Origin of the sequence: Azospirillum sp. CT11-132 (assembly GCF_047302835.1) — a bacterium.
Lineage (GTDB): Bacteria > Pseudomonadota > Alphaproteobacteria > Azospirillales > Azospirillaceae > Azospirillum.
Genome location: NZ_JBGLZA010000005.1, coordinates 435752 through 461194, shown reverse-complemented (window position 1 = coordinate 461194; position 25443 = coordinate 435752). Strand labels below are relative to the sequence as shown.

Genomic DNA, 25443 nt, shown 5'->3' with positions numbered 1-25443 from the left:
GGACGGAATGGCCCCATGACGCCGGTTCGCCTATTATAAAGCCAATCCATTCGGCCTATGGGTCCATAGATGAAATCAATGAACTTCGCCCAGCTTCGCGCCTTCCACGCGGTGGCGACGGAGGGGGGATTCACCAAGGCGGCACGTCTGCTGAACGTGACGCAGCCGACCTGTTCGCAGGAGGTGAAGGCGCTGGAGGAGACCTATGGCGTCACCCTGTTCGACCGCAGCAACCGTCAGGTGGCGCTGACCGAGGTCGGAACGGCGCTGTTCGCCGTCACCCGCCGCCTGTTCGCGGCGGAGCAGGAGGCGATGGAACTGCTGGCCGGGGTGCGGCATCTGGATGGCGGCACGCTGGCGGTGGGAGCGGACGGGCCGTTCCATGCGGTGCCGCTGATCGCCCGCTTCACCCGTTGCCATCCGGGGCCGACGGTGACGCTGGCGGTCGGCAATTCCCGCAGCATGCTGGAAGGGCTGATGGAAACGCGCATCGACGTGGCGGTGCTGGCCGACGTGCCGGGGGATTCGCGACTTTATGTGCTGCCGCTGCGGCGCGATCCGGTGCGGGCGCTGGTGCCGAAGGCGCATCCGCTGGCGCGGCGCCGGGCGGTGGCGCTGACCGACTTGGCAACGGAGCGGCTGGTGCTGCGGGAACCGGGATCGATGACCCGCCGGCTGATCGAACGGGCGCTGGCGGCGGCGGAGGTCACGCCCGCCGCCGTCATCGAGATTCAGAGTCGCGAGGCGGTGGTGGAGGCGGTGGCGGCGGGGCTTGGCATCGGCTTCACCTCCGCCGCCGAATTCACCGGCGACGGGCGGCTGGTCCTGCTGCCGATCGCCGGTGCCGAGGTCGAGATGGACGAATATGTGGTCTGCCTGCGCGAACGCCGCCGGCTGGCGGTGGTGCGGGCTTTCCTGGATCTGGCGCGGGAGGTCGCGGCCGACGCCGACGGGCTCAGCGGCGCCGCCATGCCTGGGTCCGCGCCTGCAACGCCTGTGACAGCAGGGCATGCAGCGCCCGCACCGCGGCGGAGGTGAGCACGATCATCATCGCCATGGCGGCGGCCCCCGCCACCTCGCCGGCGTCGTCCATGTTCAGCACGGCGACCGAGGCTGGCTTGGTTTCCGGGGAATAGAGGAAGACCACCGCCGACACCGTGGTCATGGCGTTGACGAAGAAGTAGATGGCGATGTCGAGGATGGCCGGCAGGCACAAGGGCACCGTTACCCGCAGGAAGGTCGACCACACCGGCACCTTCAGACTGGCCGACACCGCTTCGAATTCGGCATCCAATTGCTTCAGGGCGGTGACGGCGGTCAGATGGCTGACGGTGTAGAAATGCGCCACCGTCGCCAGCACCAGGATCGACATGCCGTGGTAGAGCCAGCCCAGCGGGTTCCACGGCGCGTTGAAGAAGAAGATGTAGGCCAGCCCCAGGACCATGCCAGGCACCGCCAGCGGCAGGATCGCCATCAGCCGGACCGTTCCCTTCATCGCCGCGCGTCCGGGTGCCCGCTCCACCAGCCAGGCGCCGGTGAAGACAATGGCGGTGCCGGCCAGCGCGGTCCAAAAGGCCAGGGTCAGGCTGTTGGCGTAGCTGCTCCAGCCTGCCGCGTCGAACTGGGCGAAGTCGTAGTTCGCCAGCGTCGGCGTCAGGTTATAGGGCCAGAAGGTGACGATGGAGGCGAAGCCCGCCACACCGAGCAGGCCCAGCAGCAGGCCGCCGACCAGCGTGCAGAACAGCAAGGCCAGCCGGTCACCGACCGGGCTGACCCGCGGCTGGAACGGCACCGAGCGGGCGGACAGCAGCGCCATCTGCCGGCGCTGACCCACCCAGTCGGCGACGAAGGCCAGCACAGCCGGCAGAAGCAGAACGATGCCGACCACCGCTCCCATGCCGAAATTCTGCAGGCCCACCACCTGCTTGTAGACGTCGGTCGCCAGCATGTTGGTGGAGCCGCCGATCACCTTGGGCACGCCGAAATCGGTGACCACCAGCGTGAACACCACGAAGATCGCGGAGATCAGGCCATAGCGCACGCCGGGAAGGGTGATGGTGGCGAAGCGTTTCCAGGCGCCGGCGCCCAGCGCCTCCGCCGCCTCGTAGAGCCGGGCGTCGGAGGTCGACAGCGCCACGGTCAGGATCATCACCGCATGCGGGAAGGTGTAGAAGACCTCCCCCATCACGATGCCGATGGGGCCATAGATGCTCTCCCCCATCAGCAGGCCGCGCAGGATGCCCTTGTTGCCGAACAGATAGACGAGCGCGATGGCCGGCAGCAGCGACGGCGCCAGCAGCGGGATCTGCGCCAGCAGCCGGAACAGCCCCTTGCCCGCCATATGGGTGCGGGTCAGGCAGAAGGCGTAGAGGAAGGCCAGCGCCACCGTGATGACTGTGGTCAGCAGCGACAGCGTCAAGGTGTTGGCCACCGACCGCACCAGCGTCGGCGCCTCCAGGAAGGCGGCGAAGTTGGCGAAGCCGACGAAAGCGCCGTCGCGGTCATAGACGCTGCGCAGGAAAACCGCACACAGCGGCAGCAGGACGAACAACGCCAGGAACAGCGCGATTCCGCCCATTCCCAGCCCGAAAAGCCAACGTTCGCCCGGCTCCACCGGCCGGCCGGATTGGCGGCCGAATTGGCGAAGGGTGAAGAAGACCGGCTTTGCCGTCGCAGCTTTGACGAGGCTCATCGCACGGCCTCGAACACGCGCAGCCGCTCGCGCGGCAGGGTCACCGCCAGTCGGCGGCCGGACTCCAGCGACATGTCGCGCACCAGATTGGCCGACAGGTCGGCGGTGACGCGGGCCTCGCCCAACCCGTCGGCGGCCAGCCGGGCGCGGTGGAAGGGGCCGAGGAATTCCAGGCTTTCGATCACCGCCTCCAGCGTGTTGGCGCCGCCGGCCGCGCGCACCTGCACGTCCTCCGGCCGCAGGCAGACGGTGACGGCGGCACCGGGGGCTGCAGACGCCAGATCGTCGCCGTCGCACTCGAAGCCGCACTCGAAACCATGGTCGCCCAGCCGCACCCGCCCCGGCGCCTCCAGCACGCCGGGCAAGAAGTTCATCGCTCCGACGAAATCGGCGACGAAGGGGCTGGCCGGCCGGCGATAGACCTCGTCGGGCGCGCCGACCTGTTCGATCACGCCGTTGTTCATCACAACGATGCGGTCGGCCATGGTCAGTGCCTCCTCCTGGTCGTGGGTGACCATGATGGTGGTGATGCCCAGCCGGCGGTGCAGCTCGCGGATCTGGCGGCGCAGGTGCAGCCGCACCCGCGCGTCCAAGGCCGACAACGGCTCGTCCAGCAGAAGCAGGCCGGGGGAAGGCGCCAGCGCGCGGGCCAACGCCACCCGCTGCTGCTGGCCGCCCGAAAGCTGCGCCGGGAATTTCGGTCCGGCGTCGGGCAGGCCGACCAGTGCCAGCAGTTCTTCCACCCGCGCCCGTTCGGCGGCCCGGCCCAGCTTCAGGCCGTAGGCGACATTCCTGTGCACGGTCAGGTTCGGGAACAGCGCATAGGACTGGAAGACGATGCCGTAATCGCGCGCCGACGGCGGCAGGCGCGACACGTCGCGGTCGCCCAGCCACACCGCTCCGCCGCTCTGCGGGTCGAGCCCGGCGATCACCCGCAAAAGCGTGGTCTTGCCACAGCCGGACGGCCCGAGGAAGCAGATGAACTCGCCGCGCCGGATGTCGAGCGATACGCCCTTCAACGCGGTGAAGGTCCCGAAATTTTTGACGATGGAGTCCAGGCGGAGAAGGGGCTCGGCGGTCATTGGCGGACTGTCCCGGCGGAAAACGGAAAGAACGGGCGGGCACCCGCGGCACCCGCCCGTCGGCTCGACCAGGTTTTTCCCTGGCCTCAGCTCTTCGGTTCGGATTTGGCGCCGTAGCGCTTTTCCCAATCCGCCAGGATGCGGTCGCGGTTGGCGGCGGCCCAGGCGAAGTCGTTGGTCTTGATCATCGCCGCCTCCGCGTTCTTCGGATAGTTCGGCGTTTCCTTGGTCACGCCGGGATGGGCGGTGACCTGATAGAAGTTCACATATTCCTCGTTCGCCTTGCGGCTCGCCGCCCAGTCGGCGAGCGCCTTGGCGGCCTCGGCCTTTTGGGTGCCCTTGACGATGGCCGTCGCCTCCATCTCCCAACCCACGCCCTCGGAGGCCAGGATCACGTCGATCGGCGCGCCCTTGGTCTTCTGCTGGGCGCCGGTGTATTCGATGGAGATGCCGATCGGGTATTCGCCGGCCGCCGCCATCTTGCAGGGCTTGGACCCCGAATGGGTGTAGAGCGCGACGTTGTCGTTCAGCTTGTCCATGTAAGACCAGCCCTTGTCCGCCCCCAGGGTCTGCAGCCAGCCGGACACAGCCAGGAAGCCGGTGCCCGAGGAGGCCGGGTTCGGCATGACGATCTGGCCCTTGTATTCCGGCTTCAGCAGGTCGGCCCAGGAGGTCGGCTTCGGCAGCTTCTTCTTCCCGGCCTCGACCGTGTTGAAGCAGATCGCCGCCATCCAGGCATCCATCCCGACCCAGGCCGGCGGGGTCTTGGCGTCGCGGAAACTTGGCTTGAGCGCCTCGGCTCCCTTGGGCTGGTAGGGCATCAGCATGCCCTGGGCATCCAGGATCATCAGGCTGGAGGCGGCGAGGCCCCACACCACGTCGGCCTTGGGATTGTCCTTCTCGGCCAGCAGCTTGGCGGTGACGACGCCGGTGGAATCGCGCACCCATTCGATCTCGATGCCGGGGTTGTCGGCCTCGAACGCCTTCTTGTAGGGGGCGAGCTGTTCGTTCTCCAGCGCGGTGTAGACGGTCAGGCGGGTGGCTGCCCCGGCTTCAGCGGCGGATGCGACGGCGGCCAGCAGCGCAAGCGCACAAGTCCCAAGCAGAGTGGTGCGGCGGATCATCATGGAGCTCCCGTGGTCGAATGGGCGGAGTTTAGAGACGTCCTGGAGTGGCGTGTTTGCCGCGGGAGCGGCAGTTGCACGCCGCCCCGTTACAGGAAGCCTCTCTACGCCCAAGCGCCCGTTCACTCCCGTTAAGCTTTGGTGACTCCGGGGTGGGAATGTCCTCGCCTCACCGGCGATCGCGTTGCAAAGGCGGCCGGATCTCCGCGCCGACCGTCAAGCTTTGCAACGGAACCGGTCTTCATCGTGTCCTCCCTGCGGCGTTTCTCATGGGGTAATGCGGACGGTCTTGCGGCGGATGATCTCCTCCGGCGCGGGGACCAGACGGCGCGCCGGCTCCGGCAGCGTCGCGTCGGAGACGCTCCCCCGTGGGCGTCCGACGACGATGCGGCCGACCATGCCGGCCTCCTCGTGCGGGACGCAGAAATAGTCGTAGACACCCGGCGCGGTGAGGCTCAGCTCGAAACTCTGCTCCGGCAGCAGGTAGTCGGAGTTCCACGGCGCGGCTCCTTTGGGGATGCGCAGCGGGTGTCCTTCGTTCGCCGGGTGATAGGCGGTGCTGGTGTGCGAATTGCCGGGATCCGTGTTGATCCAGCGCAGCGTCTGCCCAGGTTCCACCAACACACCGATCGGATCGAACCACACCTTGGAGCCGTCGGCATTGCCGCGCATGCGGATCTCCACCACCGATGCCGCGGGCGTCGTGACCGGCAGCCCGACCAGCGCGAGTCCGGCGGCCCAGCCGCCGGCCCGCAGCAGCGTGCGTCGCACCAGCATCATGGCTACTTCGCCACGCGTGCCTCGTCGGCCTTGGACACGTGCCAGAGGACGACGTGGTAGTGCGGCTTTTCCACGCCGGGATGGCCCGCGTTGTAGTACATGTCGACGTGATCGACGGTCCCGCCGGCGGTCTTCAGGTTGTCGAACTTCTTCTGCCCCTGTATGTCCTCGACCGGGATCATGTAGATCGTGCTGGCGAGCCGGCTGTCGTGGTCGTAGGCCAGGAAGGGGCCGGCCGGCAGCGTCTTCGGGTCGACGTAGAGCGTGCCCATGCCCGGCAGGAAGTCGGGCAGCTTCACCAATTCGCTGACCTTCTTGTAAGCGCCGCCAGGCGGTGCCTTCTCCACGCTCTGCGCCTGCACGGGGACGGCGGCCAGGGCGAGCGCGCTGGCGGTCAGGACGGTGCGAATCAACATGATGTCCTCCCTTGGGTGGTTCGGTCCGATCGTGGACCACGGGTCAGTCCGGGTCGGACGGCGGGTTCCGCCGTAGGCTGTGGCCGAGGCGGTCGAGAACCCGTTCGGTGATGCGGGCGCAGCGCTCGCCGGCGAACGGGAACACGCCGCCGAGATCGGGTGAGAGTTCCCGCCGCAGGCTTTGGCCGAGCAGGCCGCGCGCCCGATGCAGGCGCGTCTTGACGGTGTCCGGCGGAATGCCGAGGCAGGATGCCGTTTCCTCGACGCTCAACTGCTCAATCTCGCGCAGCATGAAGACCGTACGGAACGCATCCGGCAGCGCGTCGATGGCGCGCTCAAGCAGACGCCGCGTCTCGGCGCGGGCGGCGTCCTCCTCAGGGGTCGTGGGGGGCGGTTGGGCGCCCGGGAAGGGGATCACCTTGGCGCCGGGGAGCGCACCGTCAGGTCCGTCCTCTCCGTCCAATCCGGTCATTGGTCGTCTCTGCCGCAGCCGCCGCAGCGCCTCGTTGAGGACGATGCGGCCCAGCCAAGTGGACAGGCTGGAGGCGTCGCGGAACTGGTGGATGCGGGTGAAGGCAAGGATCCAGGCGTCCTGCACCGCGTCCTCGGCCTCGGTGGAGTCGCGCAGCACGCTGCGCGCCATGCGGAAGAGCGTCTGGTTGTGCCGCTGCATCAGAATGCGAAAGGCGGCGGCGTCACCCAACCGGATGCACCCGGCGAGATCCGCGTCGGAAACCGCTGCACCCTGTCCGATCCGCCGTGCCTGGTCCATGCCCTCGCTCCTCGTGTTCGTGGCTTTGATGCTGGATGTGGGGATCAGGTTCCCGCGCAGAAGGAGTAATCATTTCGCCGTAGGCGCGGTGGGTGTGGAGGTGAGACGATGACGGATGCCCGGCGCCCCTTCTGGACGGGCGGCAACACCGCACAATGATTGTAGGGCCTTAGTCTCTCACCGCCGACTGGAGGCCCCTTACCATGCCGCTGGACCGCCGAATCCTACTGAAGGCGACTGCCGCGACCGGAGCCCTGGCCGCCAGACAACTGCCCGCCCTCTTCGCCCCGCCCGGTCCGCACAGCTTCAGCCCCGTGCTGTCGACCAACAGGTGCATGGGGTGGCCGCTCAAGCGTGGTGCTGACGGCAACATCACCGTTCGGACGCGGCGGGCGGTGGTGGAGTGATCGGGCACCGGCAACTCTTGATGAACAATGGGCAGCTACAACCGTGACTGCAGACGATGCCTTTGCCGTGTCAACGCCGCTGGAGGCTGTCCGTGTCGCGCTCGGCGCTCCGAAGGACCGCCAGGGTCTGCGCGAGGCATTGCGGCAAGTGGCCGACCTTCTGGCCGAAGCACCTGCCATGTCTTCCATGATTGTATGAATTCCGTCGGCACATTGCATGCATTTTGGTTGACATTGCAGGCATCATCGGAGCATACGATCGCGCATTGCATGCAGGCATTGCTTGCCATAGCCTCCCGAAGGAACACGCGATGTCATCCGAACAGGAGTGGCCGCCTCTTCCCCCTCTCGGCGCCGGCCTGCGTGGTCACTGCCCACGCTGCAGCCAGGGTCATCTGGTCAGTGGCGTTTTGAAGCTGCGGTCCCACTGCGAGCTCTGTGGTCTGGACCATTCATGCGCCGTTCCTGGTGCTGACCTGTATTCCGCACTTGCGGCCGTTGAAGGGTTGGCTGGTGGCCCGCGAGTACTTCTACAAGGCCGAGGAAGCCCGTTTCGGTACGGCCGCGCCAACCCAGCCGCTTGCGGCCCCTTCCGCAGATAAAGACTCGCGCTCGACCTGACTGCCGTCAGGTTCCCCGACGACAGATAGTGTCATAACTTGGAGATGTTCAAAATGTATGATTGGTTCCCCTTAGTCTTCTTTCCATTCAAGATTATTGTGTTAGGCACGGGCATGTTCTTCGCCATCAAGTGGCATCACGATCAAGCGAAGAAGGAGCGAGCGAAGAAGAATAACGAAACCAGCAGACCGTAAGTGAGCGCGGCGTGGTCGTGTCGCTGGTCCACGCGCAGGACGGCATCGCCACCGGGATCTCGCTGGTGGCGTCCACCAGTGGGGTCTCGCTGCTGCCTGCCTATGTGGATCCCTTGCTGCCGCGCTCGCTGGTCAGCCGGCCGCTTACCGGCAACGCGCCTGTGATCGAGATCGCCGCAGGCTATCGAGCGGACAATCCCTCGCCCATCCTGCAGGTCTTCCTGAAGAGCATCGACCAGCTCATCACGTCGAGAGCAAAATTGCCGATCGCTTAGCCGGCAAAACTTTTCAGGCGTGAACGTGACCCTGCGGGCGGCGGGCACGAGGATAAGAGCGTGTTTGTAGACGTCATGCGCTGATGGCGTGGGGAGCGAGCCGCTCGAGGCGCCATGCGAGGATTGAGACGAAGGCGATCTCGATGAAAGCGACAAGGGGCTCGGCCATCCGCTCGATTCCCGTCGTTCTGGTGGCCTTTAGACCCAAGCGATCATCCGCTTTCAGGCCGTCCAGATTTCATTGGCTCGGCTGGATCTGTGGGCGGGGTTCCGCGGCCGGTTGTTTTGGCAGGCTCAGGTGGTTCGTCCTTCTCCTCTGGACGGCGGCCGAGGCAACTCCCATCAGGACGGGCGAACGGATCAAAGGCCGGACTTGGTGGACGGTGAACGGTCATCGTTGAAGAGCCCTCGCATGTAAACAGAATTATAGTCACTCCGTGACGTGCTTTTCTACAAATAATTCACGGATTTATCCTATCATTCTTTGATCAACACCCTTAGCGTGTTAGTATAGCTATGATATAGATCAGTAATTAAGCAGACGCCGCAGATGACTTGAATCGATGCTCGAGGATCTGTGCCCTCGCCTGATGCTGTGGGATCAATGGAGTGCATTCAATGATTGACAGTATGGACCCGGTAAAACTCATCTCCTTAACGAATAAAATAACCGTGTCCTCTCCGCGTGGATAGTCGGTGCCCTCCTCTCTCTACCCTGACTTGATCCGGCCCGTTCACACCGCGCTGTCGCAGGCTGGACAGCAGGCGCTGACCGAGGAAAAACGACTGTTGCCAGCGGTTCCGTTCCGTCGGTCGGTAATCCCAAAGGCGATTTTCTGCCTGGAATGCGGTAAGCGCAACAGCATGCTGAAGCGTCACTTAGGTCGCGAGCACGATCTCTCGACCAATACAGGGGGAAATGGCGGCTGCCGCAGGAGTCCCCGATGGCAGCCCCCGCCTACGCGGCGGCTCGATCCAAAATGGCAAAGGGTATGGAACTCGGTCGTCGCGCCCAGACGTCCGCGTCGGTGGCACCGGAAACGCTGACAGGGCGGGGGACACGACCCGGTGATCTTGCTCCAAATAGTTGTTCTTGAATTTTGAGGTGCGGTGCTCGACGGCATCCCCGAACACCTCCGTAAGGGCCGAGGGATAGGCGCCGGGCTTTGTGCTGCTCCATGTCCTGGAGGCAGTACCCACCGGCTTGCCCTCTCCTGCCATGACGCTGCCGCCGGCCGAAACCCAATTTCCCGATTTTATGTGTCGGAGCCTGCAGACGGCCCAAGGCCGTGGGGAGCGGGAACCATCGACACGATGCGGGTGAACAGCGAGCGGAACTCCCCGGTCGGGCCGGACCAGGGATCCTTGTTGGCTTCAAAAGCGGCGTCGATGTTGGCCCATTCCCCCTCACTCAGTCCCTTGCGGGCCAGCGGCAGAAGCTCGCGCTCCTCCAGCCCGACATGGCCCCAGCTGTTGGCAATATAGGCGCGGGCCGTCCCCTCAAACGTCCGGAAGCCGTCCGGTCCCTCTTCCCGGTAGCGGCGCAGCGCGTCGCGCAGTTCCGCGATGTGCCGGTTGCCCTCGACATGGTCGTGCTGGAGCTTGTCGATCAACGCGCCCGCCTGCGGAATGCGCGCCCGCAGGACGACGAACAGGACGTCGTCCTCCTTGGGGTGGTGCAGCTTGTCGGGGACCTCGGTGATGTATTCGATCATCGCTTCCAGCAGCGCGAAATCGGGCTTCAGCCGGCCGTCACGCACCTCGTCGAGGATGAAGCCGAACGCCTGGAGCACGGCGCCGAGCGCGCGGTGTTCGGCGTGGATGATGTCAATCGCTTTCATGACGGTCTTCCTGTCGGTCAGTGCGCCACGACGCCGAGCCAGCCGTCCAGCAGCGCACGGTCGTTGAGCAGAGTTTCGCTGTCCCCGCGGTAGACGGCCTTGCCGCGTTCCAGCACCAGCGCCTGTCGGGTCAGCGGCAGGATCTGGCGGGCGTGCTGCTCGACCAGGATGATCGCCATGCCGCTGTCCTCGGTCAGGCGCTGGATGATCGTCATCAACTCCTGCACGATCAGCGGCGCCAGCCCTTCCATTGGCTCGTCCAGCAGCAGAATTTTGGGGTTCAGCATCAGCGCGCGGCCCATCGCCAGCATCTGTTGTTCGCCGCCTGACAACTGGTTGCCCATGTTGCCGCGACGCTCCTTCAGGCGGGGGAACATTTCGTAGACCCGCTGCAGGGTCCAGGGTCCGTGGGTCGCCACAACGGTCAGGTTCTCCTCCACCGTCAGGGAGGGAAAGATGTCGCGTTCCTGCGGCACCCAGCCGAGCCCGCTATGGGCGCGGGCGTGGGCCGGAACCCGGGTCAGGTCACGGCCGGCCAAGCGCATCGATCCGGACCGGTGCCGGGCCGCCCCCATCAGGGTGGAGAACAGCGTCGTCTTGCCCATGCCGTTGCGGCCAAGAAGGGACAGGCTGTCGCCTTCCCCCAGCGTCAGGGAGATGTCCTCCAGCACCACGGCGTCGCCATAGCCGGCCCAGACATTCTCCAGCGTCAGAAGCTCAGGCACAGATCGCCTCCCCCAGATAGACTTCGCGGACCTTCGGATCGTTGGCGATCACCTCGGGCGTGCCGTGGGTCAGCAGCGCGCCGCCGACCAGGACCGAGATTCGGTCGGCGAAGCGGAACACGAGATCCATGTCGTGCTCGATCAGCAGGATGGTCACGTCGCGCGGCAGGGCGGCGATGGACTCGAACAATTCGCGGCTTTCGGTGGTCGGCACGCCAGCCGCCGGCTCGTCCAGCAGCAGGACGCGCGGCTTCATCGCCAGCGCCAGCGCGATCTCGATCAGCCGCTGCTTGCCGTAGGCAAGGCTGCGCGTCTTCTCGTGGGCGACGTCGAGCAGGCGCAGGCTGTCCAGCAATGCCACCGCCTCGTCCACTGCCTGGCCATGGGCACCGACCGGCTTCCAGAAGCGGGCACCCAGGCCCAGCCGCTCGTTGACCGCCATGGTCACCGATTCCAGTACGGTCAAGTCGGCGAACAGACGGTTGATCTGGAAGGTCCGCGCCAGACCGCGCTTGACCCGCTGGTGCTGGCCCAGCCGTGTCACATCCTCGCCCTGAAGAATGACATGGCCGGCCGTCGGCTCCAGAAAGCCGGTGAGCAGGTTGATGAGCGTGGTCTTGCCGGCGCCGTTCGGGCCGATCAGCGCGTGGCGCGCGCCGGCCTCGACATTCAGGCTGACATTGTTGGTGGCGGTGAAGCCGCCGAAATTCTTGGCGAGATTGCGTGTCTGCAGAGCGTAATGCATCACCGTGCTCCCTTCCGGAGGCCGCCGGCCGCATGGCTCAGCCGGCGCAAGCCACCCATCACCCCGTCCCGCGCGAAGAGAACGACCACCACCAGAAGGGCGCCCAGCCAGAACTGCCAGTATTCCGGGTTCATGTCGGACAGCACATGGTGGGCCGACATGAAGACGATGGCCCCGATCACCGCGCCGTAGAGCGATCCCGACCCGCCGAGAACCAGGATCAGCATCAGCTCGGCCGACCGGTTGAAGGACAGGACGTCCAAGGCGACGAACTGCGTCGTCTGGGCCAGCAGCGCCCCGGCGATCCCGGCATAGGCGGCGCCGATGGTGTAGATGGCGGACAGCCGGGCGTTGACCGGCGCCCCGATGGCCGGCATGCGCGCGACGTTCAGGCGGATGCCCTTCAGGCTCAGTCCGAACGGGCTGTGCACCAGCTTGCGCGCCGCCCAGAACAGCACGAACAGGACGGCGACCGCGTACCAATAGGCGGTCTTGCCGTAGAGGTCGAAAGTGAACCGGCCGAGCAGCGGCGTCATCTCGATGCCCTGCAGCCCGTCGACCCCGCCGGTGAGGTCGGTCAGCTTGTTGGCGACCTCGTACAGCATCATCGCGATGCCCAGCGTCACCATCAGTCGGGTCAGATCGGAACCGCGCAGCACCAGGAAGCTGGTGACGAGGCCGAGCGCGGCGCTCGCCAGTGCGGCCACCACCAGACCGGCCAGCGGATTGCCGATGCCGTTGGCGGCCAGCAGCCCGGCCGCGTAGGCGCCAAACCCGAAGAAGGCGGCGTGGCCGAGCGAAACAATGCCGGCATAGCCGAGGATCAGATCGAGCGACAGGCAGAACAGCGCGGTGATGGCGATCTGGGTCAGCAGGACCAGATTGTCGGGAAAGACCAGATAGGCGGCGACCGGCAGCAGCCAGAAGGCCAGTTCCGCCGGATGCCAGCGGTCGGCGCGGCGGAGCGGGGTCAGATCGAAGGTTGCGAGACTCATGCTCTTGTCCTCTAGCGCGCCGCGCGGCGCCCGAACAACCCTTGCGGGCGGAAGATCAGCATCACCACCATGACGGCGTAGATGACGAAGGCGCCGATCTGCGGGACGTAGTATTTTCCGGCAACGTCGAGCACGCCGAGAATGAGCGAGGCGACCAGCGACCCGGTGATGTTGCCGCTGCCGCCGACGGCGACGACGATCAGGAAATAGACGATGTATTTGACCGGAAAGCCGGGATCGAGGCCGAGCATCTCGACGCCCAGTGCACCGCCCAGTCCGGCCAGCGCCGTTCCCAGGGCGAAGGTCAGAGTAAAGACGCGCTCGACATTGATGCCCACGCCGCGGGCCGCCCGCGGGTTGTCAACGGATGCCCGCAGCTCCGCCCCGAACCGGGTGCCGCCGACCAGACGCTGCAGGCCAAAGGCGATCACCATGCTGAGCAGGATCAGAAACAGGCGGTAGGCGCCCATGTCCAGTCCCGGCAGGCTGATCTGGCCGCGCAGGAAATCCGGCAGGGTCAGGGGTTGCTGCTGCGCACCGAAGAGGAACTGGGCCGCCGCGATCGACATGAAGACCAGACCGATCGAGAACAGCACCTGATCGAGATGGGTTGCCGTGTACAGCCGGCGGTACAACGTGCGTTCCAGCACCACCCCGACCAGGGCGGTCAGGGCGGCAGCCAGCGGCAGCGCGGCCAGGAACGGCACGCCGACGCGGTTCAGCAGCAGGACGCACAGATAGCCGCCGACCATGGCGAAGGCGCCATGTGCCAGATTGACGAAATTCATCAGCCCCAGCGTGACCGACAGACCGACGCTGATGAGAAACAGCAACATCCCCGAGGCGACACCGTCGAAGAGGACGGTCATGGCAAGCTCCTTTGTCGACGGTGCGAAAGGGCGGTTCAAAAGGACGCTGTGAAAAGCGGAAGGTTGCGGTCCCGGGCGGGGGCACCCGGGACCGCGGCGCGCGGTTAAGGCTTGCCCGGATCGCGGACGTTGGCGACGGCGTCGAACTCGACGTTCTGAAGCTTGCCGTCGACGCGCTCTACCTTGCGGATGTAGATGGTCTGGACAATGTCGCGGGTATCCGGATCGATGGCGATGGAGCCGCGCGGACTGGTCCAGCTCATGCCGCGGGCGGCCGCCATGAATTTGTCGCCGGTGACGTCGCCGCCGGTCTTCTCCAACGTGCGGGCGATCAGCTGCATGCCGTCGAATCCGCTCACCGACATGTAGTTGGGGCGGTCCTTCGGATAGGCGGCGTAATAGGCCCGCGTGTAGGCGGCGTTCTCCGGCGAGTTGTGGACTTCCGAATATTGCAGCGAGGTGATCAGCCCCAACGCATTGTCGCCGACGGCGTCGAGGATGTCCTCCTCCGTCAGGTCCCCGGTGGCCACGATGCGGATACCGGCCTTGGCGAGGTCGCGCTCGACGAAGCCCTTCATGAAGGCGACCGTCTGCTCGCCGGGCGGCACGAACAGGAACACCGCGTCCGGTTTGATGTCCTTGATCTTTTGCAGGAAGGGTGCGAAGTCCGGGTTCTTCACCGGGGTGCGCACCTCGCCGACGATCTCGCCGCCCCCGGCGGTGAAGGTCTTCTTGAACTGCGTCTCTGCATCGTGGCCGGGGCCGAAATCGGCGACCAGCGTATAGACCTTGCGGATGCCGTTCTTCACCGCCCAGTCGGCGATGGGGGCGGTCAGCTGCGGCAGCGTGTGCGAGACGCGCAGGACGTAGTTGGATTTGGTGGTGATCGCCGATGCGGCCGCGTTCATCACGATCATCGGCTTCTTCGCCTCGGTGGCGATCGGCGCGGCGGCAAAGGCCGACGGCGTCAGGCCGAAGCCGCCCAGCACGTCGACCTTGTCCTTGACCACCAGTTCCTGCGCCGCGCGCTTGCTGATTTCCGGAGCGACGCCGGTGTCGTCCTTGACGATCAGTTCCACCGGGCGGCCGGCGATGGTTCCGCCGGACTGCTGGAGGTAGAGGCGGGCGCCATGCTCGATCTGCTTGCCGTAGGAGGCGAAGGGCCCGGACATCGGCAGGACGAGCCCGACCTTAAGCGGATCCGCGGCCCGGGCACTGTGGGCGGCGAGCGACAGGGCAGAGGCGGCGAGCGCGGCGGTCACCCACGCGATGGACGTCCTCGGTTGCATTCTTCCCTCCCTTTTTTCTCTTCGGTCTCGTGTGGCGGTTCGGTGTGACGGTCAGGCTGCGTCGGGTTGGTTCGCAGGTGCGGCGCGGCGGAAGGCATCAAGCGTGGCGCAGGCGCGGTCGATCGCCACCAGTGTGGGGTAGGGCGTCAGGTCGACGTTGAACCGCCGCGCGCTCTCGATCTGCGGGACCAGATAGACGTCGGCGATCGTGGGCGCGTCGCCGAAGCAGAAGGCGCCCCGCCGCGTGTCGGTGGCGAGCATCGTCTCCAGCGCCTGGAAGCCGGCGTCGATCCAGGTGGCGCACCAGGCGAGCACCGCCGCCTCGCCACAGCCCAGCGACTTGCGCAGATATTCAAGGACGCGGCGGTTGTTCAACGGGTGAATGTCGCAGCCGACCAGGGCGGCCAGCGCCCGCACCCGCGCCCGCGCATCAGGATCGGCGGGAAGCAGGGGCGGTGTCGGGTAGCGCTCCTCCAGCCATTCAATGATCGCCGGGGATTGGGTCAGCGCGTGGGCGCCTTTTTCTCCATCGACGGCCAACACCGGCACCAGCCCCTGTGGGTTGATCGCCCGGAAAGCGGTGCCGCTATGCTCTTCGGTGCGCAGGTCGACTGCGACGTACTCGACGTCGAGCCCCTTCAGGTTCAGCGCGATGCGCAGGCGATGCGACGTTCCGCTGCGAAAGAAGTTGTAGAGCTGCATCATAGCCTTGGACCCTTCAGCCCTGGGCCAGGCAATTGCCGACGTTCCAGCCGTACAGCCATTCCATCGCGTCGTAGAAGCGCTCGCTCGGGCGGCCCTTCCACAGCGAGTTGCGGACCAGACGCTCGACGCCCTTGGCGTGGTAGATTCTCCCCATCTCGCGGCCGGAGAGCACGATCCGCGCGGTGCGGGTGATGCGCGACCGCTGGTACAGATCCAGCGCCTTGGGCCAATCGTTGCCGGTGACCCGCAGGGCCTCGCCCAGCGTCACCGCGTCCTCCAGCGCCATGCATGCGCCCTGGGCCATGTACTGCGTCGTCGGGTGGGCGGCGTCGCCCAGCAGCGTGACTCGGCCGAAGGTCCATTGCGGGATCGGTTCGCGGTCGGCGGTGGCCCAGCGCTTCCACTGCTTTGGCAGGTCGATCAGCTGGCGGGCCTTCGGACAGATGTCCTGGAAATAGCTGCGGACCTCCTCCGGGCTGCCCTCGGTGACTCCCCACTCTTCCTTGTCGCGGCTGTGGAAGGTGACGACGACGTTGTACTGCTCGCCGCCGCGCAGCGGGTAATGCACCAGATGGCAGTTGGGACCGACCCAGATGCTGGCCGCGTTCCATTTCAGCTCGTCGGGGAACTCCGACTTGTCGATCACCGCGCGGTAGACGACATGGCCGGTGACGCGCGGCGGGTCGTTCACATATTGCTGGCGCACCACAGACCGCACGCCGTCCGCGCCGATCAGGGCCACGCCCTTGTAGGCGTTGCCGTTCTGGTCATAAACGGTGACGCTGGTGTCGTCCTGCTCGATGCGCTCGATCCGGGTGTTGGTGCGGAACTCGACCCGGCCGGTCTCCTGCGCGCCCTCCAGCAGCGACAGATGCACGTCGACCCGGTGGATGACGGCATAAGGATTGCCGAAGCGCTGGCGGAACGCCTCGCCGGTCGGGACCTTGCCGACCTGGTATTCGTCGATGGCGTCGTGCATCACCATGTAGTCGGTGAAGACGGCACGGCTGCGGGTCTTGTCGCCGACACCCAGCGCGTCGAAGGCATGGAAGGCGTTCGGGCCGAGCTGGATGCCTGCGCCGATCTCGCCGATCTTGGGGGCCTGCTCGAACACCTGGACCTTGAAGCCGCGGCGCACCAGGGCAAGTGCCGCCGCAAGGCCGCCGATACCGCCGCCGGCGACCAGCACGGGAAGTTCTTCAGTCATCTCTTCCTCGGATTTTCGAAACGGTGGGATGTCGGGGCGTTATTCGGCATCGCCGATGATGAGGGCGATGTCGCCGACCTTCTCGACATGGCCAATGAGGCGGTCACCGGGTTTGACCGGACCGACCCCCTCCGGTGTTCCGGTAAGGATCAGGTCGCCGGGCTGCAGGTGGTAATAGTGCGAAAGATCGGCCAGCAGCTCGGGGATTTCCCAGATCAGCTGACTAAGATCGGCGCTCTGCTTCTGCTCGCCATTAACCTGAAGGCTGATCGCGCCGGTCTTCAGAACGCCGAGATCGCCCTGCGGAACGATCGCCCCGCACACCGTGGAGTTTTCAAAATTCTTTCCCAGATCCCATGGCCGTCCTTGGTCGCGAGCCACCAGCTGCAGATCGCGGCGGGTCATGTCGAGCCCGGCGCAATAGCCGTAGATCAGGCGTCCGGCGTCGGATTGGGTGACACGGAACCCCTCGGCGCCGATGGCGACGACCAGCTCCATCTCATACTGGTAGTTGGTGGTTCCGGCCGGGTACGGGACGGTCGTGCCGGACGGCACCAGCGTCGACGGGTCCTTCAGAAAGTAGAAGGGTTTGGAAGACGCCTTGTCGACCGGACGGTTCATTTCGATGGCGTGGGCATGATAGTTGCGGCCGACGCAGAAGATCCGCTTCACCGGGAAACGCGCGTCGACGCCCCGTACCGGCAACGAGGCGACCGGTGGAGGCGTCCAAAGATATTTGGCGTCAGACATGTCTCGTCTCTTTTCTTTGATTCAGGTGCGGACTTCGTAGAGGCCCAGCTTCTTCTGAAGCGGCGCGTCGTCGGCGATGAAGAGGAAGGCGGGTTGCTCGGCGGATTGATTGCGCAGGTTCACCGGCTCGTAGCCGGGCACGCAGCAGGTGTCGGCCTCGGCCAGGGCGAGGTGGTTGCCGTCCAGTGTGACGTCGGCGGCGCCCTCGATCAGGTGGAAGACCATGGCGGTGGACCGGGCCGGCAGGTCGAGCCGCTCGCCCGGACGCAGCATCAAGGCCGAGAAACCGAGAAGTTTCTGGCAGTCGGCACCGGTCTCCGGGTTGACGTAGGCGACCTGTACCGCATCGATGCCGGGTTGGCTCTCCGCCAGGGCCAGCAGCGCCTTGCGAACCTCGGCCCAGGGGTAGCGCAGCATCGGGAAGGGCTTTCCGGCCCGGCTGAAGACGGGTGACGGAACCACGCCGCCGCGCTGGTAGGCACGTTCGGCTGCCTCGCCATTTACCGACTGGGCGTTGCCTTCGGTGACATAGGAAGCTTCCATGTAATAGACCATCGGCAGGTCCAGCACGTCGAGCCAGACCACCGGCTTGTCGCCGTCATGGCCATGCTCGTGCCACAGGCCGGTCGGGGTCAGGATCAGGTCGCCGCGGTTCATCAGGCATTTCTCGCCGTCCACCGTGGTGTAGGCGCCTTCGCCTTCGACAATCATGCGCACGGCGTTCGGCGTATGCCGGTGGGCCGGCGCCCATTCGCCGGGCAGCAGAAGTTGCATGCCAAGATAAATCGTCGACGTCGCCTGCATCTTTTCCAGGCCATGCCCGGGATTGGCCATCACCAGCACGCGCCGTTCCGCCTTTTCCATCGGCGTCAGGTCACCGGCGCGGAGCAGCAGCGGGCGCAGGTCCCGATACGTCCAGACGATCGGCTGGGTCCGCCGTGCTGGCTTGCCGGGCGGCAGGACGGCCCGCAGGCTGGGCCACAACGGCACCAGATTCTGCGCGGTCAGGGCGGCGCGGTAGTCCTCCGGCAGGTCTTCGAGGCGACCGAGTTCAAGCATGGAGAGTCCTCCGATTTCGGCGACAGCCGGTTCTGGCAAAGTTTGGGTGCAGGGCGCCGTTCGCCGGCTTCGTCAAGCGGCGGGCGGGTGTTCGGAATCCGGAAATTTCAAAACAGAGAAATTATCAAATGAAACTACAAGAACATGAAGAAAGAGCGCCAAACTCCTGGCGCATGAGTCAGACAATCATCCGGCAAGCTTGCCAGAATGGGCTGCGTTTACTTCTTGAATGGAGCGCGGCTGCTTTCGTTGTTCTCGTCCACCAGGCGTTCCAGCAAGGCCATGAAAACGGCGCGCTCGTCGCCGTTCAGCGGTTCCAGCAGGCGTTGCTGCACCCGCTCCACCGATGGTTCCACCGTTTCCAGAATGGCTTGCCCGGCTTCAGTGAGAGACACCAGCTTCTGGCGCCGATCCTCCACCCCGGCCGTCCGGCGGATCCAGCCCTTTTCCTCCAGCCGTTCGACCAGACCGCCGATGGTCGAACGGTCCAAGGCCGCCCGCGACGCCAGGGTGATCTGATCGAGGTCCGATTTCTCCCGCAGCACAGCCAGGACCGCGTACTGCGTCGGCGTCAGGTCGAATTCCTTGCACTCATCAAGAAAGATCGACACCGCGATCTGTTGCGCCCGGCGGATCAGATGGCCGGGTTTGAGATGCAGGTCGCCGTGCAACATGAAGTCCCCCATTGCCGCCTTATTCCAGATCGATAGCGCGATGTGTTTCGTAGCACGAACTGCACACCGTGCAATCCCCGCCTGCCTCCGCGCCCGCCGGTCATCTCCCCGCTCCGTCGAAGTTAATCAGTGTGCTGATAGACAGCATACTGATCATCAGTGCTTCGTTCAACATGTTTTTTGGTGGGGGGCGTCGGCTGCTCGACCGGCTGCGGCGGACATGGCACGTGGTCTGGGGCGACACGCCGGAGCCGAGCACGGTGGTGATCGACAGCCGCATCAACCGATCGCCCGCGGCTGCGATGGGGTCTTCCTCCCGACCGAAATCGCCTGGGTGGTGGAACGATCGTTCGCCTGGATCAGCTTCTATCGGCGAATGAGCACGATCTTTGGGCGGACGGCCGAGCACCTCATCGCTTTCATCGAGATCGCCTTCGTCTCAATCCTTGCACGGGGCCTCAAGCGGCTCGCTCCCCAGGCATTCAGCGCATGACGTCTACAAACACGCTCTCAATCGGTGGGTGGACTGCCAACGACCCAGCGCCCGGCCCAACCACCGCAATGTTCAAGGTAAGCCTTACCGACACGGTATTGCGGCTAGCCGGGGAAACTCTCCCGCCGCGCGGCTGTTGAGGCGCGTGGCTACCCTTGCGCGTCAATGGCGGGGGCGGGACGAGCCGGATGCGTCGGGAAAGGACAAACTTCCATGGTGACCTTGAGCGTGAATGGTACCGAACACCGGTTTGATGGCGATCCGGACATGCCACTGCTTTGGTACCTGCGCGATGAACTGGGCCTGACGGGCACCAAGTTCGGCTGCGGTGTGGCGCAGTGCGGTGCTTGCACCATCCATGTGGATGGGCAGCCCGCCTTCTCCTGCGTCACGCCCATGAGCTTGGTGAATGGGACGAAGATCACGACCATCGAGGGGCTGGCCAACGACGGCAACCACCCGGTGCAAGTGGCTTGGCGGGAGTTGAACGTGGCGCAGTGCGGCTACTGCCAAGCCGGCCAGATCATGCAGGCCGCCGCCCTGCTGGCCGCCATTCCCAACCCGTCGGACCAGGACATCAATGGCACGATGAGCGCCAATCTCTGCCGATGCGGCACCTATACGCGCATCCGCGCCGCCATCAAGCAGGCGGCGCAGGGCCAGTCCGCCGGACGGAGGGCCGGGTGATGGGCGATCTCTCCCTCAGAAACGTCAGCCGCCGCATGCTCCTCGGCGGCATGGGTGCCGCCACCTTCGTGCTGGCGGTCGGGCTGCCCATCCTGTCGCGTGCGGAGGAAAAGAAGAAGTTCGGCGCCGACGCCATGCCGCATGGCTGGAAGGACGACCCGCATGTCTTCGTCTCCATCGCCAAAGACGGTGTGGTGACGATCACCTGCCACCGCTCGGAAATGGGACAGGGTGTCCGCACCTCCATTGCCATGGCCATCGCCGACGAGCTTGAGGCTGACTGGGCGCGCGTCAAGGTCGCCCAGGCGCCCGGCGATGAAGAGCGCTTCGGCAACCAGGACACCGACGGTTCGCGCAGCCTGCGTCACTTCTTCATGCCGATGCGCCGGGCCGGCGCATCGGCCCGCGCCATGCTGGAGCAGGCGGCGGCCAAGCAGTGGGGCGTCCCGGTCACGGAGGTCCGGGCCGAGAACCACAAGGTCGTCCACGCTGCCTCCGGCCGCTCCATCGGATACGGCGATCTGGCGGAGGCTGCCGCGGCCCTGCCGGTTCCGGCGGCCGACGCGGTGCGGCTGAAGGACCCGAAGGAGTTCCGCTACATCGGCACGGAAAAGATCGGGCTGGTGGACAACCGGGACATCACCACCGGCAAGGCCATGTATGGCATCGACACCCGGCTTGAGGACATGCTGTACGCTGTGATCGCCCGCCCGCCGGTCTTCGGCGGCAAAGTGTCGAGTTATGACGCGGGCGAGACCTTGAAGACGCCCGGGGTGGTGAAGGTGGTGGCCATCGATGCACCGCAGATCCCCTCGGAGTTCGAGCCCCTGGGCGGCATCGCCGTCATCGCCCGCAACACCTGGGCGGCCATCCAGGGCCGCAAGAAGCTGAAGATCCAGTGGGACGACGGACCGAACGCCGGCTATTCGTCGGACAGCTATCGCAAGCAGCTTGAAGAGGCTGCGCGCAAACCGGGCAAGCTGGTGCGCGCCCAGGGCGACTTCGACGGCGCGATGGCGAAGGCCACCAAACGCGTCGAGGCCGAATATTACATTCCCCACCTCGCTCAGGCGCCGATGGAGCCCCCGGCGGCCGTCGCCCGCATCGTGGACGGGGGTTGCGAGGTTTGGGCCTGCACCCAGGCACCACAGGTCACCCGCCTGCGCCTCGCCAAGCGGTTGGGTCTGGAACCGGAGAAGGTCAAAGTCAACGTCACGCTGCTGGGCGGAGGCTTCGGTCGGAAATCGAAACCAGACTATGTGCTGGAGGCTGGCATCCTCAGCAAGGCCATGGACGGCGCGCCCGTGAAGGTCACCTGGACGCGCGAGGACGACCTTCACCACAGCTACTACCACACCGTTTCGATCGAGCGGCTGGAGGCCGGGCTGGACGAGCAAGGCAGGCCTGTCGCCTGGCTCCACCGTAGCGTGGCTCCGACGATCGGCTCGATCTTCGCGCCCGACCCCAAGCACGAGATGCCCTTCGAACTCGGTATGGGTCTGACCAACACGCCCTTCCCGATTGCCAACTTCCGTGCCGAAAACCCGGAGGCGCCGGCCCATGTCCGCATCGGCTGGTATCGATCGGTGTCCAACATCCCCCACGCCCTTGCTATCCAATGCTTTGTGGCGGAGTTGGCCCACGCAGCCGGCCGTGACCCCAAGGATTACCTGCTGGAATTGATCGGACAGCCGCAGAAGATCGACCCGACCGATCTGGGCGACGTCTGGAATTACGGCGAGAACCCCGACCGCTATCCGATCGACACGGGGCGCCTCCGTACGGTGATCGAGACCGCCGCGAAAGGAATCGACTGGGGCCGGACGGTTTCGAAGGGCAGCGGCCTGGGCATCGCCGCCCATTACAGCTTCGTCTCCTACGTCGCCGTAGCGGCCGAGGTGGCTGTGGGCGACGGTGGCCGCCTGTCGGTTCCCCGCGTGGACATCGCCATCGATTGCGGCCCGCAGGTCAACCCGGAGCGCATCCGCTCACAGATGGAAGGAGCGGTCATCATGGGCCTCGGCCAAGCCCGGCGGGCCGAGATCACGTTCAAGGATGGACGCGCCCAGCAGAACAATTTCGACAGTTACGAGCTGGTCCGCATGGACACGTCCCCGCGAGAGATCCACGTCCATCTGGTCAAGCCGAATAACCCGAACCTGCCTATGGGCGGCGTCGGCGAGCCTGGCCTGCCGCCGGTGATGCCGGCCATCGCCAACGCCGTCTTCGCAGCAACCGGCAAGCGCATTCGCCAGTTCCCCATCCGCGACCAGCTCGCCGTCTGACGGCAGGGAGACCAGTCATGAAGCTCGCCCTTACCCTCGCGACCGCGGTCGCCGGTCTCCTCGCGAGCAGTCCGGCCCTCGCCGCCTCCTGCACCGAGCGGATCACCTCATTGGAGGCCAAGCTGGCGGAGAAGGCGGAATCCGCCATCTCCACGTCCTCCGCCGGCCAGGGTGTCGCTGGTGCCCGTGAGGGGCAGGCTATTCATGCCGAGAACACGCACGATCCAGTCGGTACCCCCGCCGTTCCCTACCAAAAGGAGCATAAAGAAGCCGGCGCCGTTCGCTCTGCCGAAAACGCGGGTGCCGCCGGCGATCGTGTTATGCAGGCCAAGGCCTCGCTCAACCAAGCCAAGAGCTTTGACCAGCAGGGCAATGCCATCAAGTGCGATGAAGCCGTGACCAAGGCGCAGAAGCAGCTCGAACCCGACTGAGCGCGAACGGGCGGCGTCAACGCATATTGCCCGCCCGGATCGTTGATCTCGAACGCATGCCGACCGCGGCGTCCATCCCATCAAAACTCGAAAAGTCGCTCCCCAGCCGCGCCAGTTTTCCAAAGCGGCCGGGGAGCCGGCCGGATTACTTCAACAGCGGGCAACCGCCCTTGTCGATTGGTCGGTAGGCCTCGTTGCCCGGAATGGTGGTCAGCACCTTGTAATAATCCCACGGTCCCTTGGATTCGGCCGGGCTCTTCACCTGCATCAGGTACATGTCGTGGACCATGCGGCCGTCTGCGCGCAGCGTGCCGCCCTTGGCGAAAGCGTCGTTCACCGGCGTCTCGCGCATCTTCACCATCACCGCCTTGGCCTCGTCGGTGCCGGCGGCCTCGATGGCCTTCAGATAGTGGCGCACGGCGGAATAGCTGCCGGCCTGGATCATGCTGGGCATCTTGCCGGTCCTGGCCATATAGGCCTTGGCAAAGGCGCGGGCATCGTCGTCGCGGTCGGCGTTCCAGCCATCCATCAGCACCAGCCCCTGCGCCGCCTGCAGACCGAGGGAATGCACGTCGGTGGGGAACATCAGCAGGCTCGCCAAGGTCTGCCCGCCCTGCGGCAGGCCGAACTCCTGCGCCTGCTTGATCGAATTGGCGGTGTCACCGCCGGCATTGGCGAGTGCGATGACTTTCGCCCCCGATCCCTGCGCCTGCAGCAGGTAGGAGGAGAAGTCGGCGGTGTTCAGCGGGTGGCGGACGGAGCCGGTGACCTTGGCGCCGTTGACCTTCAGCACCTCGGTCAGCGACTGCTCCAGCGCATGCCCGAAGGCGTAATCCACGGTCAGGAAGTGCCAGCTGTCGCCCAGGATCTTGACACCCGCCTTACCCATGCCCTGGGCCAGCGCATAGGTGTCGTAGGTCCAGTGCGCCGTGGTCGGCGAACAGGCCTCCCCGGTCAGCTGAGCGGCACCGCCGCCGGAGATCAGGAAGACGCGGTTCTTGCGCTTGGTGATGTCCTGCACAGCCAGCGCGACGGAGGAGGTGGGGACGTCGACGATCACGTCCACCTGTTCGGTGTCGATCCACTTGTTGACCAGCGCCGCGCCGATGTCCGGCTTGTTCTGGTGGTCGGCGAAGATCACCTCGACCGGCTTGCCGGCGACCTTGCCGCCCATCTCCTCCACAGCCATGCGCACCGCCTCGACCGAGCCCATGCCGGTCGGGTCGGCATAGACGCCGGTCATGTCGTTCAGGACGGCGATCTTGACCTTGTCGTCGGAGATTTGGGCGTGAGCGGCCCCGGCGATCAGCGCGGCGGAACAGACACCGGCAGCCAGAATCCAGCATTTCATGGATGTTTCCTCCCTGTTGGTTTATTTTTTCGGACGGTCAGAAGGCGACGTTGTCACCGCCCTTGGTCTGCAGCATCGCGCGCGCCTCCTCCGGCGTGGCGATCTCCAGGCTCAACTCTTCAAGGATGCGGCGGATCTTGGCGACCTGTTCGGCGTTGGAGGTCGCCAGCTTGCCGCGTCCGGCATAGAGGCTGTCCTCCAGACCGACGCGGACGTTGCCTCCGAGGATGGCGCTCAGCGTGACGAAGGACATCTGGTGGCGTCCGGCGGCCAGCACCGACAGGTAATAGTCGTTGCCAAACAGCCGGTCGGCCGTGGCCTTCATGTGCATCAGGTTTTCCGGATCGGGGCCGATGCCGCCGAGAATGCCGAAGATGCATTGCGTGAAGAAGGGCGGCTTGACGATGCCGCGATCGGCGAAATGCGCGAGATTGTAGAGATGGCCAACGTCGTAGCACTCGAACTCGAACCGGGTGCCGGCATCGCCCAGCTCGCGCATGCCGCGCTCTATCTGGGCGAAGGTGTTGGACAGGATGAAGTCGGTGGTCGACTCCAGATAGGGCTTCTCCCAGTCGTGCTTGAAGCTGTCGAACTTCGCCGCGGCGCCGGAGATGTTGAAGTTCATCGATCCCATGTTCATCGACGCCACTTCCGGCTGCGCCCGCTTGGCCGCGGCCAGCCGCTCGTCCAGCGTCATGCCCAGCCCGCCGCCGGTGGTGATGTTCAGGATGGCGTCGGTCTGCTGCTTGATACGCGGCAGGAACTCCATGAACAGGGCGGGCGAGGGCGAGGGTTTGCCGGTATCCGGATCGCGGGCGTGCAGGTGGAGCATCGCCGCACCGGCCTCCGCCGCCGCCACGGCGTCGCGGGCGATCTCGTCCGGCGTGACCGGCAGATGGGGCGACATGGTCGGTGTGTGGATCGAGCCGGTCACGGCACAGGTGATGATGACCTTGTCGGCGCGCTTCATCGGG

Annotated in this window: 26 protein-coding genes and 1 pseudogene; 7 read left to right on the top strand and 20 right to left on the bottom strand. The window is 65.6% G+C overall.

Features of this window, described 5'->3' with window-relative positions; translation table 11 throughout:
* The first annotated feature begins 69 nt into the window (after positions 1 to 69).
* Entirely contained in the window at positions 70 to 1038 is a 969-nt protein-coding gene (locus ACCD06_RS21785; RefSeq protein WP_413343453.1) for a LysR substrate-binding domain-containing protein, read from the top strand.
* Here ACCD06_RS21785 and ACCD06_RS21780 read toward each other — a convergent pair.
* The 7 genes from ACCD06_RS21780 to ACCD06_RS21750 all read right to left on the bottom strand — a co-directional run bounded on the left by ACCD06_RS21780 (position 956) and on the right by ACCD06_RS21750 (position 7239).
* Entirely contained in the window at positions 956 to 2692 is a 1737-nt protein-coding gene (locus ACCD06_RS21780) for a putative 2-aminoethylphosphonate ABC transporter permease subunit (RefSeq protein ID WP_413343451.1), read from the bottom strand. The two genes, ACCD06_RS21785 and ACCD06_RS21780, sit on opposite strands and share 83 nt — an antisense overlap.
* Positions 2689 to 3774 (bottom strand): putative 2-aminoethylphosphonate ABC transporter ATP-binding protein, encoded by a 1086-nt coding sequence (locus tag ACCD06_RS21775; protein ID WP_413343449.1) that lies wholly within the window; start codon positions 3772 to 3774, stop codon positions 2689 to 2691. Before ACCD06_RS21775 ends, ACCD06_RS21780 begins: the two co-directional genes overlap by 4 nt.
* An 86-nt stretch (positions 3775 to 3860) precedes the next feature.
* Positions 3861 to 4901 carry a putative 2-aminoethylphosphonate ABC transporter substrate-binding protein gene (locus ACCD06_RS21770; RefSeq protein WP_413343447.1) on the bottom strand — a complete coding sequence of 347 codons (1041 nt, stop codon included), beginning with the start codon at positions 4899 to 4901 and terminating at the stop codon, positions 3861 to 3863.
* 264 nt (positions 4902 to 5165) lie between these two features.
* A complete protein-coding gene (locus tag ACCD06_RS21765) occupies positions 5166 to 5678 on the bottom strand; it encodes a plastocyanin/azurin family copper-binding protein (RefSeq protein ID WP_199232005.1) in 513 nt (170 codons plus the stop codon).
* 2 nt (positions 5679 to 5680) lie between these two features.
* Entirely contained in the window at positions 5681 to 6094 is a 414-nt protein-coding gene (locus tag ACCD06_RS21760; protein WP_413343444.1) for a hypothetical protein, read from the bottom strand.
* Between the two features lie 43 nt (positions 6095 to 6137).
* On the bottom strand, positions 6138 to 6866 hold the full coding sequence (locus ACCD06_RS21755) for an RNA polymerase sigma factor (RefSeq protein ID WP_413343442.1): 729 nt from the start codon (positions 6864 to 6866) through the stop codon (positions 6138 to 6140).
* A gap of 169 nt (positions 6867 to 7035) precedes the next feature.
* The gene (locus tag ACCD06_RS21750) at positions 7036 to 7239 is read right to left on the bottom strand and encodes a hypothetical protein (RefSeq protein WP_371306928.1); all 204 of its coding nucleotides are present in this window, start codon (positions 7237 to 7239) and stop codon (positions 7036 to 7038) included.
* Between the two features lie 860 nt (positions 7240 to 8099).
* Between ACCD06_RS21750 and ACCD06_RS21745 the strand changes: the two genes are divergently transcribed.
* Together ACCD06_RS21745 and ACCD06_RS21740 are read left to right on the top strand one after the other, a co-directional pair.
* On the top strand, positions 8100 to 8363 hold the full coding sequence (locus tag ACCD06_RS21745) for a hypothetical protein (RefSeq protein WP_211103476.1): 264 nt from the start codon (positions 8100 to 8102) through the stop codon (positions 8361 to 8363).
* A 696-nt stretch (positions 8364 to 9059) separates the two neighbouring features.
* Positions 9060 to 9460: pseudogene (locus ACCD06_RS21740) on the top strand (MucR family transcriptional regulator).
* A gap of 159 nt (positions 9461 to 9619) precedes the next feature.
* Here ACCD06_RS21740 and ACCD06_RS21735 read toward each other — a convergent pair.
* The 11 genes from ACCD06_RS21735 to ACCD06_RS21685 form a co-directional block, all read right to left on the bottom strand.
* Positions 9620 to 10204 (bottom strand): hemerythrin domain-containing protein, encoded by a 585-nt coding sequence (locus tag ACCD06_RS21735; protein WP_109072914.1) that lies wholly within the window; start codon positions 10202 to 10204, stop codon positions 9620 to 9622.
* Between the two features lie 17 nt (positions 10205 to 10221).
* Positions 10222 to 10929, bottom strand: a complete 708-nt coding sequence (locus ACCD06_RS21730; protein WP_413343440.1) for an ABC transporter ATP-binding protein — start codon at positions 10927 to 10929, stop codon at positions 10222 to 10224.
* A complete protein-coding gene (locus ACCD06_RS21725; protein ID WP_136702816.1) occupies positions 10922 to 11674 on the bottom strand; it encodes an ABC transporter ATP-binding protein in 753 nt (250 codons plus the stop codon). Before ACCD06_RS21725 ends, ACCD06_RS21730 begins: the two co-directional genes overlap by 8 nt.
* Positions 11674 to 12669: a branched-chain amino acid ABC transporter permease gene (locus ACCD06_RS21720; RefSeq protein ID WP_413343437.1), complete on the bottom strand. Its 996-nt coding sequence runs from the start codon at positions 12667 to 12669 to the stop codon at positions 11674 to 11676. Before ACCD06_RS21720 ends, ACCD06_RS21725 begins: the two co-directional genes overlap by 1 nt.
* Before the next feature lie 11 nt (positions 12670 to 12680).
* Positions 12681 to 13538 carry a branched-chain amino acid ABC transporter permease gene (locus tag ACCD06_RS21715; RefSeq protein ID WP_413343435.1) on the bottom strand — a complete coding sequence of 286 codons (858 nt, stop codon included), beginning with the start codon at positions 13536 to 13538 and terminating at the stop codon, positions 12681 to 12683.
* Between the two features lie 104 nt (positions 13539 to 13642).
* Positions 13643 to 14827, bottom strand: a complete 1185-nt coding sequence (locus tag ACCD06_RS21710) for an ABC transporter substrate-binding protein (RefSeq protein WP_413343433.1) — start codon at positions 14825 to 14827, stop codon at positions 13643 to 13645.
* A gap of 51 nt (positions 14828 to 14878) precedes the next feature.
* Entirely contained in the window at positions 14879 to 15532 is a 654-nt protein-coding gene (gene maiA, locus ACCD06_RS21705) for a maleylacetoacetate isomerase (RefSeq protein ID WP_413343431.1), read from the bottom strand.
* Between the two features lie 13 nt (positions 15533 to 15545).
* Positions 15546 to 16739, bottom strand: a complete 1194-nt coding sequence (locus ACCD06_RS21700; RefSeq protein WP_413343429.1) for a 3-hydroxybenzoate 6-monooxygenase — start codon at positions 16737 to 16739, stop codon at positions 15546 to 15548.
* A 39-nt stretch (positions 16740 to 16778) separates the two neighbouring features.
* Positions 16779 to 17489 (bottom strand): fumarylacetoacetate hydrolase family protein, encoded by a 711-nt coding sequence (locus tag ACCD06_RS21695; RefSeq protein ID WP_413343427.1) that lies wholly within the window; start codon positions 17487 to 17489, stop codon positions 16779 to 16781.
* A gap of 21 nt (positions 17490 to 17510) precedes the next feature.
* A complete protein-coding gene (locus tag ACCD06_RS21690) occupies positions 17511 to 18548 on the bottom strand; it encodes a cupin domain-containing protein (RefSeq protein WP_413343425.1) in 1038 nt (345 codons plus the stop codon).
* A gap of 218 nt (positions 18549 to 18766) precedes the next feature.
* The gene (locus ACCD06_RS21685; protein WP_413343423.1) at positions 18767 to 19222 is read right to left on the bottom strand and encodes a MarR family winged helix-turn-helix transcriptional regulator; all 456 of its coding nucleotides are present in this window, start codon (positions 19220 to 19222) and stop codon (positions 18767 to 18769) included.
* Between the two features lie 220 nt (positions 19223 to 19442).
* On the opposite strand from ACCD06_RS21685, the gene ACCD06_RS21680 reads away from it, so the two are divergent.
* The 4 genes from ACCD06_RS21680 (at position 19443) to ACCD06_RS21665 (ending at position 23118) form a co-directional block, all read left to right on the top strand.
* Complete coding sequence (locus ACCD06_RS21680; protein WP_169054894.1) at positions 19443 to 19715, top strand: transposase; 273 nt, start codon at positions 19443 to 19445, stop codon at positions 19713 to 19715.
* A 213-nt stretch (positions 19716 to 19928) separates the two neighbouring features.
* Positions 19929 to 20402: a (2Fe-2S)-binding protein gene (locus tag ACCD06_RS21675; protein ID WP_136702824.1), complete on the top strand. Its 474-nt coding sequence runs from the start codon at positions 19929 to 19931 to the stop codon at positions 20400 to 20402.
* On the top strand, positions 20402 to 22687 hold the full coding sequence (locus ACCD06_RS21670) for a xanthine dehydrogenase family protein molybdopterin-binding subunit (protein WP_136702825.1): 2286 nt from the start codon (positions 20402 to 20404) through the stop codon (positions 22685 to 22687). Before ACCD06_RS21675 ends, ACCD06_RS21670 begins: the two co-directional genes overlap by 1 nt.
* Before the next feature lie 17 nt (positions 22688 to 22704).
* A complete protein-coding gene (locus ACCD06_RS21665; RefSeq protein WP_109072928.1) occupies positions 22705 to 23118 on the top strand; it encodes a hypothetical protein in 414 nt (137 codons plus the stop codon).
* Positions 23119 to 23263: 145 nt separating this feature from the next.
* Here ACCD06_RS21665 and ACCD06_RS21660 read toward each other — a convergent pair whose 3' ends face one another.
* The gene (locus tag ACCD06_RS21660) at positions 23264 to 24469 is read right to left on the bottom strand and encodes an ABC transporter substrate-binding protein (RefSeq protein WP_136702826.1); all 1206 of its coding nucleotides are present in this window, start codon (positions 24467 to 24469) and stop codon (positions 23264 to 23266) included.
* Between the two features lie 37 nt (positions 24470 to 24506).
* The gene (locus tag ACCD06_RS21655) at positions 24507 to 25439 is read right to left on the bottom strand and encodes a 3-keto-5-aminohexanoate cleavage protein (protein ID WP_109072930.1); all 933 of its coding nucleotides are present in this window, start codon (positions 25437 to 25439) and stop codon (positions 24507 to 24509) included.
* Positions 25440 to 25443: the final 4 nt, after the last annotated feature.

Excerpts from the sequence above, each read along its gene's own strand:
- ACCD06_RS21785 (WP_413343453.1), top strand. The coding sequence starts at position 70 with ATGAAATCAATGAACTTCGCCCAGCTTCGCGCCTTCCACGCGGTGGCG.
- ACCD06_RS21780 (WP_413343451.1), bottom strand. The coding sequence starts at position 2,692 with ATGAGCCTCGTCAAAGCTGCGACGGCAAAGCCGGTCTTCTTCACCCTT.
- ACCD06_RS21775 (WP_413343449.1), bottom strand. The coding sequence starts at position 3,774 with ATGACCGCCGAGCCCCTTCTCCGCCTGGACTCCATCGTCAAAAATTTC.
- ACCD06_RS21770 (WP_413343447.1), bottom strand. The coding sequence starts at position 4,901 with ATGATGATCCGCCGCACCACTCTGCTTGGGACTTGTGCGCTTGCGCTG.
- ACCD06_RS21765 (WP_199232005.1), bottom strand. The coding sequence starts at position 5,678 with ATGATGCTGGTGCGACGCACGCTGCTGCGGGCCGGCGGCTGGGCCGCC.
- ACCD06_RS21760 (WP_413343444.1), bottom strand. The coding sequence starts at position 6,094 with ATGTTGATTCGCACCGTCCTGACCGCCAGCGCGCTCGCCCTGGCCGCC.
- ACCD06_RS21755 (WP_413343442.1), bottom strand. The coding sequence starts at position 6,866 with ATGGACCAGGCACGGCGGATCGGACAGGGTGCAGCGGTTTCCGACGCG.
- ACCD06_RS21750 (WP_371306928.1), bottom strand. The coding sequence starts at position 7,239 with ATGTTGCCGTCAGCACCACGCTTGAGCGGCCACCCCATGCACCTGTTG.
- ACCD06_RS21735 (WP_109072914.1), bottom strand. The coding sequence starts at position 10,204 with ATGAAAGCGATTGACATCATCCACGCCGAACACCGCGCGCTCGGCGCC.
- ACCD06_RS21725 (WP_136702816.1), bottom strand. The coding sequence starts at position 11,674 with ATGCATTACGCTCTGCAGACACGCAATCTCGCCAAGAATTTCGGCGGC.
- ACCD06_RS21720 (WP_413343437.1), bottom strand. The coding sequence starts at position 12,669 with ATGAGTCTCGCAACCTTCGATCTGACCCCGCTCCGCCGCGCCGACCGC.
- ACCD06_RS21715 (WP_413343435.1), bottom strand. The coding sequence starts at position 13,538 with ATGACCGTCCTCTTCGACGGTGTCGCCTCGGGGATGTTGCTGTTTCTC.
- ACCD06_RS21710 (WP_413343433.1), bottom strand. The coding sequence starts at position 14,827 with ATGCAACCGAGGACGTCCATCGCGTGGGTGACCGCCGCGCTCGCCGCC.
- maiA (WP_413343431.1), bottom strand. The coding sequence starts at position 15,532 with ATGATGCAGCTCTACAACTTCTTTCGCAGCGGAACGTCGCATCGCCTG.
- ACCD06_RS21700 (WP_413343429.1), bottom strand. The coding sequence starts at position 16,739 with ATGACTGAAGAACTTCCCGTGCTGGTCGCCGGCGGCGGTATCGGCGGC.
- ACCD06_RS21695 (WP_413343427.1), bottom strand. The coding sequence starts at position 17,489 with ATGTCTGACGCCAAATATCTTTGGACGCCTCCACCGGTCGCCTCGTTG.
- ACCD06_RS21690 (WP_413343425.1), bottom strand. The coding sequence starts at position 18,548 with ATGCTTGAACTCGGTCGCCTCGAAGACCTGCCGGAGGACTACCGCGCC.
- ACCD06_RS21685 (WP_413343423.1), bottom strand. The coding sequence starts at position 19,222 with ATGTTGCACGGCGACCTGCATCTCAAACCCGGCCATCTGATCCGCCGG.
- ACCD06_RS21680 (WP_169054894.1), top strand. The coding sequence starts at position 19,443 with ATGGCACGTGGTCTGGGGCGACACGCCGGAGCCGAGCACGGTGGTGAT.
- ACCD06_RS21675 (WP_136702824.1), top strand. The coding sequence starts at position 19,929 with ATGGTGACCTTGAGCGTGAATGGTACCGAACACCGGTTTGATGGCGAT.
- ACCD06_RS21670 (WP_136702825.1), top strand. The coding sequence starts at position 20,402 with ATGGGCGATCTCTCCCTCAGAAACGTCAGCCGCCGCATGCTCCTCGGC.
- ACCD06_RS21665 (WP_109072928.1), top strand. The coding sequence starts at position 22,705 with ATGAAGCTCGCCCTTACCCTCGCGACCGCGGTCGCCGGTCTCCTCGCG.
- ACCD06_RS21660 (WP_136702826.1), bottom strand. The coding sequence starts at position 24,469 with ATGAAATGCTGGATTCTGGCTGCCGGTGTCTGTTCCGCCGCGCTGATC.
- ACCD06_RS21655 (WP_109072930.1), bottom strand. The coding sequence starts at position 25,439 with ATGAAGCGCGCCGACAAGGTCATCATCACCTGTGCCGTGACCGGCTCG.